Below are 13,081 nucleotides of genomic sequence, written 5' to 3'. Positions count from 1 at the left end.
CGAATCGGTACACCGCAGCCGGTAAGACGTAGCGGCGGGCTCCGTCTCGAAAACGGAGCCCGCCGCGGCAGGATGGCGGAGTCGACCGCAGCCCTCGGGACCACCGGCTCATCCGTACGCCGAGTTCAGAGTAGGTCAGGCTTACCTAAGTAGTCAAGCGGGAGCGGGAGCGTCACTGGACTCCAGCGCCCGTCTCGGCGATATCGGGCAGTCGCGGCACGCTTCGACACGTGACGCGCCGGTAGCCCACCCCTGAGCTTGCTCAACGCGATCGCAATACTCCATGATCGCTGTATCTCTATGTTTCGAGGCTTGTGTCGATGGTGAAAGCTCATGATCTGGGCGTACGACGACCAGGGGTGGGCGCGGCGAGAGAGGCAAGATTTCGTGAGTAGTAGTCGTATTCCCCGGTGGGCCGTGCAGGCGGCGATGTGTGCGGCCGTGGTCGGGGCCGCGGTCACAGCACCCGTCCAGGCCGAACCGCTGTGGCCCGGCGGGCCCGATGTGCCCGGTGCGCCCGCCATCATTCCCGCACCGCCGCCGGAGCCCGTGGTGGCCCCGTGCAGCGAGAAAGCGCGTGCGTGCCTGCAACTGTCGACCAATAACGCGTGGTTGATGGACAACGGCAAGGTCACCTTCGGGCCCAGCCCGATGTCGCACGGCCGTCCCGGCTACGAAACGCCCCCCGGAGTGTTCAAGGTGGCGTTCAAGAAGCCGTTCCACTGGAGCACCTTGCACAACGCACCCATGGAGTACGCGGTCTTCTTCAACGGTGACATCGCGTACCACATCGGGCCCACCGAGGAGCAGTCCCACGGTTGCATCCGCTTGACCCCCGAAGGCGCGAAGGCGCACTACGAATGGCTGGAACCGGGCGACATCGTCGAAGTTGTTCCCTGAGTAGTGAATACCGCGGGTGGGGAGGGCGAGAACGGCCTCCCCACCCGTTTCATCTACCGCACTTCCCTTGCACCATGAACCGAGGTGGTCAGGGCGTCGAAAAGCCAGAGTTGGGTTGCGCCGGAGGTGGCGGGTTCGCCGGTGAGAGTTGTTGTCAGGTGCCAGTATCGGCGGACACGGTGGTCTGCGCCCGCGGCGTCGGTGAGGAGTTGGCGGCGCAAGGTCGGGGTGTCGCGGCGGCCGCGGGCGGCGGCGTGGATGCCGACGTAGTGGTCGAGTTCCGCGCCGGGGTGGGGTGGGCGGCCCGCGGCGACGAGGGGCGCAACGGCCACGCAGGCATCGGCGACGTCGAACAGTAGGCGGCGTTCGTCGCGGATTCCAGGGGTACCGCGGTGGCGGATGGTGTCGTACATGGCGGTGGCGATGTCCGGGTTCGATACGGCCGCAATCAGTTCCGCGTAGGCGATGAGATGTTCGGGGTGGGCATCGGTGGTCAGTTCGGGGACGTTCATGCCGAGGAAGCCGTCGATGGCCGAGGTCGGTAGCGGCGCGAGTTGGCGGCGCCAGAACGCGACGAGCACGTCGTGGGCGGCGCGCGGATCGACTACGGCGGCAAGCAGATTCAGGTGTTCACCCTGCCTGTCGGGTGCCGCGGATTCGACGGCGCGCAGTAGTGCCCGGCGACGGTTCAGTGCGTCGAGTTCGTCGTCGACGGCGACCCGTTCGGCGGCGATCACCTCCGCGATCGACCGGGTGCCGTCCAGCACGTCTTCGATCGCCGTGAGTCCGATGCCGAAGGAACGCAACCGGCGCAACAGCGTGAGTCGATCGACCGCATCGGGTTCGAACACTCGATGGCCGGTGGGCGAGCGGGCGGCGTCCAAGAGACCCGCGTCGCAGTAGAACCGGACCGTTCGCACCGCGACGCCGGTCCGGGTGGCGAGCTCGCCGATCGTCAAATATGTGATGTGAGTCACTTTCGCTGGCACCTCCACCTCGGTGGAACTCTTACGGTACCGAGGACACCCACGCGAAGGAGACTCGACGATGACCGGACCCGACACGATGAACGACACGATCTGGCAGGCGGTGGCCGAGGAGCGCGCCACCCTGGTCGAATTGCTGCGCGAGCTGCCAGAATCGGCGTGGGACACCGAGACGCTGTGCGTGGGGTGGCGTGTTCGCGACGTCGTGGCCCATCTCGTACTGGCCACCCGCGTCACGATCGTGTCCTTGGTGGTGAACCTGATCCGCGCTCGCGGCAATACCGACCGTCTCATCCACGACACCGCCGTCCGGCACGCCGATCGCACATCGACCGCCGAGTTGCTCGCCGAACTGCACGCCACGATCGACTCCAGAGCCATCCCGATCGGCACCACACCGACCGACCGGCTGATGGATCTGCTGGTCCACGGGCAGGACATCGCCGTCCCGCTCGGCATCGAGCGGCTGATGCCGACGGCGGCGGCGCAGCTGTCGCTGGAGCGGGTATGGACGAGGGAGGCACCGTTTCACGCGCGGACTCGACTCACCGGGTACGCCCTCGTCGCGACCGACACCGGCTGGACGGCCGGTGCGGGAACGACGGTGAGCGGCACGGCGGCCGAACTGCTCATGATCGTCACCGGCCGCACCGCCCCTGGCGACTGAATCGTCCTTCCTCGGCGACCTGGGCACACCTTGACGGCTGGCAGGATCAACGCTCTGCGCTTCACCGTGCCGTCCATTGTGTTGATGACGGCAGTCCTGCTGACCGGATGTCCGCTCTATGCGCAAGGGCCCGATCAGGCCGAGCGTGACAGCTGGTCGCAGGCGATCGAAACGGCCATCGAGGATCGCGCCACACCAGCCGAGGCCGCGTCGGTGGTGCGTGTTATGGGCGCCCAGCAACTTCCGCCGCACTATCGAGGAGCACCGATCAACCCACCCCGTTCATCGTCGAGGTGTCGGTCTACGACTCGCCCGACACGGCGGGCCGCACGCTGGACGTCACGGTATTCCCTCCCGTCGGAAAGGAATTCAGCGCTGCGCAGGCGCCACAACTGGCCGACCGGCATCTTCGCTACTTGTCCCAGCGCGGTGCCAGCGATCCGCAGCACCGGTAGGCGCTGCGGATCGCTGGTGCGGGAATTCCGCAAGAGGTCAGGCGGGAACGGTGCCACGCTCGGCGACACCGTCGCCCACCGAGACATCTACTCCCTCTTCGGTTTTCGGAACGGCAATGGCACCGGCCGGGATCCGGCGCAGCAGCGCCACCGCCAGCACCGCACCCGCCGCGGAGAGCACCGCGGCAGTCCATGCCGCGGCGTTGAGGCCGTTGGTGAATGCCTCGCGACCTGCGGCTACGACGGACTCGGCTACCTCGGCGGGTAGGGACTCGGCCGAACTCAGTGCGCCGGGCAGGGTTTCCGCGGCAGCGCCCGCCTCACCCGACATTCCGGCGCGGTAGACCGCCGCTCCCATACTGCCGAGCAGCGCGACCCCCAGGGCCACACCCAGGTCGCTGGCGGTGCTGTCCACCGCCGACGCCGCGCCCGCCTTCTCCGCGGGTGCCGCGCCGATGACCAGGCCCGGGATCAGCGCCATGGCCGGGGCGATGCCCGGGTACAGGATGTAGAAGCCGACGATGAGCAGCGGCAACCCCGCCACACTCTCGACCTGCGTGAGTGCCAGATAGCCGATGGTCGACAGCGCCAGGCCCGCGGCGATCACATACGCGGGACGGACACGCCGGGCGATAGCGGGGGTCACGGTGGAGACGATGACCAGTGCGATCGCGGCGGGCAGGATCCACAATCCGGCCTGCAGCGGCGACTGCGCGGCGACCAGCTGCAGGTACTGGGTGAACAGCAGATACACCCCGCCCAGTGCAATGGCCGCGAGCATGTACACCCCGAGCGAGCCGCTGAAGATCCGGTTCGTGAACAGGCGCACATCGAGCAGCGGGTCCGACAGCCGCAGCTGCCTGCGAACGAAGACCACCGCGAACACCACACCGGCCAGCACGGCGAGCACCGGCTCGACGGCGAACCCGGTCTCGGCCAGCTTCTTCACGCCGTAGACGAACGGCAGCAACGCGGCCAGCGACAGGGCGACGCTGATCGGGTCGAGCCGACCCGCCTCGGGCGCACGATATTCCGGAATCAGCACCGGCACCGCGAGCACGACGAGCGCCATCACCGGCACGCCGATCAGCATGGACGCACCCCACCACAGCGAGTCGAGCAGCAGCCCGCCGAGCAGTGGGCCCAGTGCCACACCGGCCGACACCGATGCCGCCCACAGCCCGATGGCGGTGGCGCGCTGCCGGTCGTCGCGGAACATCGTGGTGATCAGCGACAACGTGGCGGGCATGACGGCGGCCGCGCCGAGACCCATCAGCGCACGCGCCGCGATCAGCAGATCGGGGCCGGGAGCGAACGCGGCGAGAACCGAGGCGATGCCGAACAGCGCGGCGCCGGCCAGCAGCAGCCTGCGCCTGCCGAGCCGGTCGCCGAGAGTGCCCATGGTGACAAGGAATCCCGCCATCACGAACCCGTAGATGTCGTTGATCCACAGCAGCTGGCCGCTACTCGGCGACAGGTCGGTCGCGATATAGGGGGTGGCAAGGAACAGCACGGTCATGCTGAGGAACAGCAGCACCGTCGGCAGGAGCAGGACCGCAAGTCCCAGCCATTGGCGGGTATCTGCCCGTTCTGGGATATCGGTGAACGCGGACATCAGGAGTTTCCCTTCGAAGACGATGCGAACTGGGACCGACAGTGCCGGGCCGCACTTCGGGAACCCTTCGGGTCGACTCCAGACGGCCCAGGGCGGCCGTCGCCGCGACACCGTGTTCGGGGCGCGACTTCACCGGCCGGTGGCCCCGACGCCGCGCATCGCGGAACCCGCACCCGGGCCGTTTAGGGTGGGTGACATGCGTTTCGGAGTGCTCGGTCCGTTGGCGGTCTGGACCGACGATGGACAAGCCGTCCGGGTTCCAGAACTCAAGGTGCGGGTTCTGCTCGGCGCGCTGTTGGTAGAACCGGGTCGGATCGTGCCCGCCGACCGGCTTGTCGAGGAGCTGTGGGGTACGGCGTTGCCGGCCAACCCGGCGGGTTCGTTGCAGACCCGCGCCTCGCAACTGCGCCGGGTCCTCGGCGACGCCGAAGCGGGCGGGCGGGAGTTGCTGGTGTCGCGCTCCCCCGGCTACCTCCTCGATGTCACCGGGACCGCGGTGGACTCCCAATTGTTCCGGCAGTTGCTACATCAAGCGCGCGCCGCCGACGACACTGCCTCTCGGGCAAGGCTTCTCGCTGACGCACTCGCGTTGTGGCGCGGAGCGGTACTGGCCGACCTCGCCGATCACGACTTCGCGCGGATCCCGGTGCTGCGGCTGGAGGAACAGCGACTCACTGCCGTCGAGGAACTCGCGCAGGCGAGGATCACCCTCGGCGAACACGATCAGGTCGCCGACGAACTCGGTGAGCTCACCGCACTGCATCCGCTGCGCGAACGGCTGCGCGCGGCGCACATGCTGGCGCTGTACCGCTCGGGGCGACACGGCGAAGCCCTGGATTCCTATCGGCGCCTGCGCGAACATCTCGCCGAGGAACTCGGCCTCGACCCGAGCCCTGAGCTCGCTGCCCTGCATCACGCTGTGCTGGAACAGGATCCGTCCCTCGGTGTACCGGTTCGGCCCGCACCCGCGGCCCCCGTGACACCGCGTCCCGCACTGCCGGTGCCCGTGACCTCGCTCATCGGGCGCGAAGCCGATCTCGCCGCGATCGACGCGCTGATCCGGGCCGAACGACTGGTAACCCTCACCGGGCCGGGTGGAGTCGGCAAGACCCGTCTCGCGTTGGCCACTGCGACCGAGCAATCCGCGCGTGACGGCGTCTTGTTCGTCGAGCTCGCCGGGCTGTGCCTCGGCGACGATCCGGACAGTGCGTTGACGACGCTCACGGAGGTCGTGGCGGCGGCCTTCGATGTCCGCGACGATTCCGCGGGTTCGAGCACATTTCCCGTGCCCGACAACGGAACTCAGCTCGCTCACCTCGCCGACGCGGTGCGCGGCAAGCAACTGCTGCTCGTGCTGGACAACGGTGAGCACGTCGCCGACGCCGCCGCCATTCTCGTGTCACGGCTGCTGGCCGCCGCTCCCGACCTCCGAGTACTCGTCACCAGTCAGGTGCCGCTGAACATCGCGGGCGAATACATCTGGCACGTGGCACCGTTGGCCGTTCCCGCCCCTGGCGACCTGGCGGCAGCGGAAATATCGCCTGCCGCAGAACTTTTCGTCGAGCGCGCACGCTCGAGCGCACCCGGCTTCACCGTCACCGACGACAATAACGCCGCGATCGCCACCATCGTCACCCGTCTCGACGGCCTACCGCTGGCCCTGGAACTGGCGGCGACCCGGGTCCGCGCACTCGGCGTGCACACCCTCGCCGAACGGATCGAGGACCGCTTCACCCTGCTGTCGTCCGGTTATCGGGACGCACCGGATCGGCAGCGCACCCTGCGAGCGGTGATCGATTGGAGCTGGGAACTGCTCGACGATCGCGAACGCGCGGTGCTGCGGCGGCTCTCGGCCCACGCCGACGGCAGCACACTGGAGTCGGCCGAAATCGTCTGCGCGGGTGGCGATATCGACGGTACCGACGTCGCGGAGCTGCTGGCTCGCTTGGTCGATCGCTCGCTGATCATCACGCCCGCCACCGATATCCGCCCGCGCTATCGGCTGCTGAAATCGGTTGCCGCCTACGGTGTCGACCGGCTGCGCGAGAGCGGTGAGGAGTCCGCTACCCGGCTGCGGCATCTCGACTACTACGTCGATTTCGCCGCACGGGCCGACCAGCACCTGCGCACCGCTGACCAGCGACGCTGGCTGGCCAGGCTCGATGCCGAGTCGGCAGACCTGCGCCGGGCACTCGACACTGCCCGCGCCGCGGCCAGACCCGATGAAGCCCTCCGGCTGGTCAACGCGCTCGCCTGGTATTGGGTGATGCGCGGGCGGCTGGTCGAGGGCATCCGCTCCCTCGGTATCGCGCTGTCCGTGCCAGGCGAGACCGAACCGGGCGCACGCCGGGTCGCCCTGCTGTGGCGCGGCGCCCTCGAACTCGGTGCAGGCCGCACACCTGACACGCGATCAACGGAACGACCGGCACCGGCCCCCGACGGGTTGCAGGCTGTCGCAGCACAGGATTCACCAGCGGAGCTGCGCGCCCGGTGGTACCTCGCGCACGTCCACAGCGGATTCGCTGCCCAGCAAGGGATGGACAGCGCGGGCGAGCTGCGGAGTGCGTTCGCTGACCACGGCGACGACTGGGGAGTCGCGGCAGCGTCGGTATCACTGGCGCGTGACGCGTTCGGCCGCGGCGATCTGGCTGGGTTGCGCGAACACGCGGGGCGCAGCATGGACCTGTTCACGCGACTGGGCGACCGCTGGGGTCAGGCCATCGCGGGATTCCTGCTCGGCAGCCATGCCGAGGTGACCGGCGACCTCGATGCCGCCCGCGACCATCACCGGAGCTCGTTGGCCACCGCCGAAGAACTCGGCCTGTGGACCGAAGTCGGCGAGCGGCTCACCTCGCTCGGCCGGATCGCCCTGCTGCGCGGCGAGCTCGACCGCAGCGCCGAACTGCACGAGCGGGCCCGTCTGGTGGCGGTCGATCAGGGACACCTCGTCGGCGAGGAATCCGCGGTACTCGGGCTCGGCCTGGTTGCCCGGCGCCGCGGCGACCTGGCCGCGGCCCGCGAGTATCTGGGCACCTGGCTGGACTGGCATCTGCGGGCCGGGTCGCATTTCGGCGCCGCGCTGATCCTCGCCGAACTCGGCTTCACCGCCGAACTCGCCGGTGACGCCGACGAAGCCGAACAGCGGCACCTGCGCGGACTCGACTCCGCCCTGCACACCGGCGACCCGAGAGCGCATGCTCTCGCGCTGGAGGGTCTCGCCGGATCCCGTTCGCTCGCAGGGTATTCCGCACACGCCGCCCGACTGCTCGGAGCCGCCGACGCCCTCCGCCGATCCACCGGCGCTCCGCTGCCCGAGGCCGAACGTGGGGATGTCGACCGCATCGAGGCACGCGTCATCGCCGACATCGGCGCCGACCGGTTCATCACCGAACTCGACGCGGGCCGGACTGTCGACCCCCGAACGCTGCACACCGAGCAGGCCCGAAGTCGATCCTGAGTCCGTCCGAAGGCCATCGGTGCACGGTGAACCCATGACTGACACCGTGAACAACAGCCCCGACCCCTCGGTGACCGACCACGTCCGCCACTACCTCGCCACCGACGGGCGTGACGGCTTCGAGGAGCAGCAGTGAGCAACCGCACGCGCGCCCACGTTCGCGCCTTCGCCGATCTCGAGCCCGATTTCGACGCCATCGTCGGCGCCGTCAACTACGCGACCATGACCACCGTCGACAACCTGGGCAGGCCACGGTCGCGCGTCCTGATTCCGGTCTGGGAAACCGACGCCGGGCACCCGGTCGGTTGGCTCGGGACCTATCGCACGCCGGTCAAGGCCGCCCACATCGCGGGTAACCCGCACGTGACGTTCTCCTATTGGAGCCCGGCGCAGAACACCGTCGCCATCGACACGATCGCCGCATGGACCGATGATCCCGGCGAGCGAGCGCACGTGTGGGACCTGTATCGGCACGGCAGTCCGCCCGGCGCGGGCTACGACCCCGGGCAGTTCTGGCGGGGCCCCGACGACCCCGCCTTCCAGGTACTTCGCCTCGACCCGTGGCGGATCCAAGTGCTGCGGCGCCAGGATCTGGTCAGCGGAATTCCGGCCCGCATCTGGCGCAGCCAACGCCACGGGGACTGACAGCCTCGTACTCGTCAGCGCTGCAGGCAACTGCTGCGACGAACCGGGAGACCGCGTTCCTCGAAGGCGCCGAGCAGGAGTTGGCCACGGCGCGCGCCCGCGGACACGTCGGCGCGCGCCAAGTCGGGGACGTAAGTCGCTGCGCCGATGATGGATTCACCAACCAGGGTCCAGAAGCGGCGAGCGGGCAGACCGGAGCAGCGGGTGAGGACCGACTGCAACGGGATCAGCGAGGAGGCGCAGCGCTGGGCGAGCCAGACCGCCATGGCGGCTTCGCAGGGGAACGCGACCGCGCCGGGTTCCGGGTCACAGTCGACCACGCGAATCGTGGTGTCGGACAAGCCTGCCCAGTCGATACCGCCGTCGTTGTCGTGGTGGATCCACAGGTTGTCGCGACCGGGATCCCAGGCCTGCGCATCCATGACGAACAGTGCCGTGACCCGGCCGGCGACGGCGTGGATGAGCGCGGTGGCGACCACTTCGGCGGCGATCTCGTCGTTGATCATCTCCGCGGCGTGGCGCCGGTACATCAGCTCGACGCGCCCCTCGGAGAGGCCGTTCGGGACATGCCACCATCGCCGTTTGCCCTGTCCGCTCATCGCCGCGACGGCATACACGCGCGGATGCTCGGGTTGCAGCGCTTGCAAGCGGGCACAGGCGCGATCGAACGCGGCGGTGGTGCGGACCATGGCGGTGGTGACGGGCTCGGACATCGAACCTCCTCGAACGGTTGGTTCCCGTGACGATGATGTCTCGGAACATAGGTTAGGCTTACCAGACTTCACAAGTCGTGTCCGGTTTCGAGGCAGGAGAAGTTCGTCGCCGTGATCCACCCTGCCACCGTCAGACGTCGTCGGCTGACCGGGCTTCTTCTGCTCGTTGTCCTGCTCACCGTGGCAGTGGTCGCCAGCATCGCCATCGGCACCCGCTCGCTCGCACCCACCACGGTGTTCGACGCCGTCACACACGCTCTCGGCTGCGACGGCGGCCCGTTCCGATGCCCGGCCCGCTCCACCGCCGAGGAAATCGTGCGTGAGCTACGTCTGCCGCGCACCGCATTGGCCCTGATCGCCGGGATGGCGTTGGGCGTCGCGGGCGCGCTCATCCAGGGGTATACCCGCAATCCGCTCGCTGATGCGGGATTGTTGGGACTCAATGCCGGAGCGGGGTTTCTGGCAGCGCTGAGCATCTTCGCGTTCGGATTCACCGCGCCCGCGCAGTACATCTGGTTCGCCTTCGCCGGGTCGGCGATCGCGGGCGTGATCGTGTTCGGGGTGTCCTCGATCGGCGGAGGTAAGGCGAGCCCGCTGAGCCTGATTCTGGCAGGCGCGGCGGTCACCGCGTTCCTGCAGGCGATGACCAACGCGGTGATCGTGCTCGACAACGCGGCGCTCGACACCTATCGGTTCTGGGTGGTCGGCACCGTGAACGGTCGCGAAGCCGGGGTGTTCTGGCAGGTGCTGCCGTTCCTGGTGCTCGGGATGGCGATGGCGGTCGCGGCGGCGCCGGGACTGAATCTGCTGAGCCTGGGTGACGAGGTGGCGCGTGGCCTCGGCGTCGACGTCGGGCGGGCGCGCGCGTTCGGATTGGTCGCGGTGGTGCTGCTCAGCGGCGCCGCCACCGCCGCGGTCGGGCCGATCGCGTTCCTCGGGTTGGTGGTGCCGCACATCGCGCGCGTGATCACCGGACCGGACAATCGGTGGCTGATCCCCTACTCCGCGCTGCTGGGCGGATTGCTGTTGCTGGTGGCCGATGTCGCCGGGCGGGTCATCGCGCCGCCGGGCGAACTGCAAGTCGGAGTGATGTTGGCCGCCGTCGGCGCGCCGTTCTTCATCGCGCTGGTGCGTCGTAAGAAGTTGGTGTCACTGTGAGCGAGATTCAGCCGAACACGGCCACCGATTCGGCGGACCCGAGCCGGGCGATCCTGGTCGCCGATCCCGCGGGCGCTGATCGGGCGGACGCCGCACTACGGAAGGTGCGTCCCGCGTTGCGGGTCGGACCGGTGTCGTTGGTGCTGCGGCCGGTGCTGCTCGGCGCCGTGCTGGCGCTGGCTGTCGCGGTGTTCGTGCTGTTCTGCCTCGATATCGCCGTCGGCGACACGCACATCCCGCTCGGCCGCGTGCTCGATGTGCTCGGTGGCGGTGGCACCCGCTCGCAACGCTTCATCATCATCGAATCACGGCTGCCGCGAGCGCTCACGGCCGTGGTGGTCGGCGCCGCGCTCGGGCTTTCCGGCGCGCTGATGCAGTCGATCCTGCACAACCCGCTGGCCGGACCGGACGTTCTCGGCATCACCACCGGCGCGAGTGTGGGCGCGGTCGCGGTGCTGGTCGGCAGCGGTGGCGCGACAACGGGGCTGATCGCGACCGTCGGCGCTCCGCTGGCGGCGTTGACCGGTGGCCTGCTCACCGCTGTTGTCATCTATCTCCTGGCTTGGGGACGCGGGCGCGGCGGGGAACGCGGTGTCACCGGGTTCCGGCTCGTCCTGATCGGTATCGGCGTGAACGCGGTACTCATGTCGGTGATCAGCTGGCTGCTCACCCGGGCCAGCCTCACCGATGCCGTGCGGGCCCAGGTCTGGCTGAACGGTTCGCTCAATGCCGCCGACATGACTCGGGTCGTGCCCGCCGTGATCGCGCTGGCGGTGGTGACCGTGGTGTCGCTGGTGTCCGCGCGGACCCTGGCCGCACTGCGTCTCGGCGAGGAATCGACCCGGGTGCTCGGGGTGCGGATCCAGTCGCAGCAGGCGCTGCTCATCGGGGCATCGGTGGTGGCGGCCTCGGTGGCGACTGCGGCCGTCGGACCGGTCGGGTTCGTCGCGCTGGCCGCACCGCAGATCGCGCGGATGGCACTGCGCACGCCCGGCGAACCCCTGATCGCCTCGACGCTGACCGGTGCCGCCCTGGTCGCGGGCGCCGACATCATCTCGCGCACGCTGCTGCCCGTTGATCTGCCGGTCGGTATCGTCACCGCGGCGCTCGGTGGACCGTTCCTGCTCTACCTGCTCGTCCGCATGAATCGGAAGGCCACCCTCTCATGACCAGCTCCGTGCACCGCCTCGCCGCCGACGCGGTTTCGCTCGGCTACGGCGACCGGGTGATCGTCGACGAGCTCAGCCTCGACATCACCCCCGGCGTGGTCACCACCGTCATCGGACCCAACGGCTGCGGCAAGTCGACCCTGTTGAAGTCGCTCGGCAGGCTGCTGCGCCCCCGCGAGGGACAGGTCGTCCTCGACGGCAAAGCCATCTCGTCGATGAAGACCAAGGACGTGGCCAAGGTGATCGGCATGCTGCCGCAAACGCCCGTCGCGCCCGAGGGTCTCACCGTCGCCGACCTGGTCGCGCGCGGACGTCACCCGCATCAGTCCTGGTTGCGGCAGTGGTCGGCCGACGACGAGACCGAGGTCGCCGCCGCGCTGGCCCAGACCGGCATCGCCGACCTGGCCGACCGCGCCCTCGACGAACTCTCCGGCGGCCAACGTCAGCGCGCCTGGATCTCCATGGCGCTGGCCCAGGGCACCGACATCCTGCTCCTCGACGAGCCGACCACCTACCTCGACCTCGCGCACTCCCTGGAGGTGCTCGACCTCGTCGACCGCCTGCACGCCGAATTCGGGCGCACGGTCGTGATGGTGCTACACGATCTCAACCTCGCGATCCGCTACAGCGACGAACTCGTCGTCATGCGCGAGGGCAAGATCGTCGAACGAGGTCGACCGGCCGACATCGTCACCGCGGAACTGCTCGCGCAGGTGTTCGGCCTCGAGGCCACGGTGCTCACCGATCCGGTGTCGGGCCGGCCGATGATCGTCCCGATCGGGACCAGGCACGTGCGCGGCGCGGCCGACTATGACGAATGACACACAGCAAATACCTCGTTACGACAAACTGTAGTACGCATGTTTGTCGTTGAGGCCGTAAAATCGGTGGGATGGCAGGTCTCGGCGAACTCGAAAAAGCGGTCATGGACCAGTTGTGGTCGGCCGATGAGCCACTCACGGTGCGGCAGGTCCACGAAGCACTGGCCGCGCGGCGCGAGCTCGCGTACACGACAGTGATGACGGTGCTCCAACGACTGGCGAAAAAGGATCTGGTGGTACAGCGACGCGACGATCGCGCGCATCGCTACGCACCGGTTCACAGCCGCGACGAACTGGTCGCGAGCCTGATGGTCGACGCCTTGCAACAGGCCGACGCCGCAGGTAGCCGCGCTGCGGCGCTGGTGCACTTCGTGGAGCAGGTCGGCAAGGACGAAGCGGACGCCCTGCGCGAGGCGCTCGCCAAGCTCGAATCCGACGAAAACAGCGGCTAGACTCCCTGGCGGCTCTCACAACGAGGTGAGCGCCACCTCGCCC

The 13,081-nt window shown here is 68.7% G+C and carries 11 protein-coding genes; 8 read left to right on the top strand and 3 right to left on the bottom strand.

Features of this window, described 5'->3' with window-relative positions:
- Nucleotides 1-387 precede the first annotated feature (387 nt).
- Nucleotides 388-900 carry a L,D-transpeptidase gene (locus tag ACLJPD_RS13420; RefSeq protein ID WP_410872407.1) on the top strand — a complete coding sequence of 171 codons (513 nt, stop codon included), beginning with the start codon at nucleotides 388-390 and terminating at the stop codon, nucleotides 898-900.
- A 53-nt stretch (nucleotides 901-953) separates the two neighbouring features.
- On the opposite strand, the gene ACLJPD_RS13415 is transcribed toward ACLJPD_RS13420, so the two are convergent.
- Nucleotides 954-1,877, bottom strand: coding sequence for a MerR family transcriptional regulator (locus ACLJPD_RS13415; RefSeq protein ID WP_410872406.1), 924 nt, complete (start codon nucleotides 1,875-1,877; stop codon nucleotides 954-956).
- A 70-nt stretch (nucleotides 1,878-1,947) separates the two neighbouring features.
- On the opposite strand from ACLJPD_RS13415, the gene ACLJPD_RS13410 reads away from it, so the two are divergent.
- A complete protein-coding gene (locus ACLJPD_RS13410) occupies nucleotides 1,948-2,553 on the top strand; it encodes a maleylpyruvate isomerase family mycothiol-dependent enzyme (RefSeq protein WP_410872405.1) in 606 nt (201 codons plus the stop codon).
- A gap of 492 nt (nucleotides 2,554-3,045) precedes the next feature.
- On the opposite strand, the gene ACLJPD_RS13405 is transcribed toward ACLJPD_RS13410, so the two are convergent.
- Nucleotides 3,046-4,623, bottom strand: coding sequence for an MFS transporter (locus ACLJPD_RS13405; RefSeq protein ID WP_410872404.1), 1,578 nt, complete (start codon nucleotides 4,621-4,623; stop codon nucleotides 3,046-3,048).
- A gap of 196 nt (nucleotides 4,624-4,819) precedes the next feature.
- Between ACLJPD_RS13405 and ACLJPD_RS13400 the strand changes: the two genes are divergently transcribed.
- Together ACLJPD_RS13400 and ACLJPD_RS13395 are read left to right on the top strand one after the other, a co-directional pair.
- Nucleotides 4,820-8,080, top strand: coding sequence for a BTAD domain-containing putative transcriptional regulator (locus ACLJPD_RS13400; protein WP_410872403.1), 3,261 nt, complete (start codon nucleotides 4,820-4,822; stop codon nucleotides 8,078-8,080).
- Between the two features lie 132 nt (nucleotides 8,081-8,212).
- Nucleotides 8,213-8,725: a pyridoxamine 5'-phosphate oxidase family protein gene (locus ACLJPD_RS13395; RefSeq protein WP_410872402.1), complete on the top strand. Its 513-nt coding sequence runs from the start codon at nucleotides 8,213-8,215 to the stop codon at nucleotides 8,723-8,725.
- 14 nt (nucleotides 8,726-8,739) lie between these two features.
- Here ACLJPD_RS13395 and ACLJPD_RS13390 read toward each other — a convergent pair whose 3' ends face one another.
- Complete coding sequence (locus tag ACLJPD_RS13390; RefSeq protein WP_410872401.1) at nucleotides 8,740-9,438, bottom strand: hypothetical protein; 699 nt, start codon at nucleotides 9,436-9,438, stop codon at nucleotides 8,740-8,742.
- A gap of 111 nt (nucleotides 9,439-9,549) precedes the next feature.
- On the opposite strand from ACLJPD_RS13390, the gene ACLJPD_RS13385 reads away from it, so the two are divergent.
- The 4 genes from ACLJPD_RS13385 (at nucleotide 9,550) to ACLJPD_RS13370 (ending at nucleotide 13,038) form a co-directional block, all read left to right on the top strand.
- Nucleotides 9,550-10,596: a FecCD family ABC transporter permease gene (locus ACLJPD_RS13385; RefSeq protein WP_410872400.1), complete on the top strand. Its 1,047-nt coding sequence runs from the start codon at nucleotides 9,550-9,552 to the stop codon at nucleotides 10,594-10,596.
- 53 nt (nucleotides 10,597-10,649) lie between these two features.
- The gene (locus ACLJPD_RS13380) at nucleotides 10,650-11,765 is read left to right on the top strand and encodes a FecCD family ABC transporter permease (protein ID WP_410873401.1); all 1,116 of its coding nucleotides are present in this window, start codon (nucleotides 10,650-10,652) and stop codon (nucleotides 11,763-11,765) included.
- Complete coding sequence (locus tag ACLJPD_RS13375; RefSeq protein ID WP_410872399.1) at nucleotides 11,762-12,586, top strand: ABC transporter ATP-binding protein; 825 nt, start codon at nucleotides 11,762-11,764, stop codon at nucleotides 12,584-12,586. Before ACLJPD_RS13380 ends, ACLJPD_RS13375 begins: the two co-directional genes overlap by 4 nt.
- Before the next feature lie 62 nt (nucleotides 12,587-12,648).
- Complete coding sequence (locus tag ACLJPD_RS13370) at nucleotides 12,649-13,038, top strand: BlaI/MecI/CopY family transcriptional regulator (RefSeq protein ID WP_279537543.1); 390 nt, start codon at nucleotides 12,649-12,651, stop codon at nucleotides 13,036-13,038.
- Nucleotides 13,039-13,081: the final 43 nt, after the last annotated feature.

Origin of the sequence: Nocardia sp. A7, from assembly GCF_046549215.1 — a bacterium.
Taxonomy (GTDB): domain Bacteria; phylum Actinomycetota; class Actinomycetes; order Mycobacteriales; family Mycobacteriaceae; genus Nocardia.
This window is presented reverse-complemented; position numbering and strand designations above follow the sequence as displayed.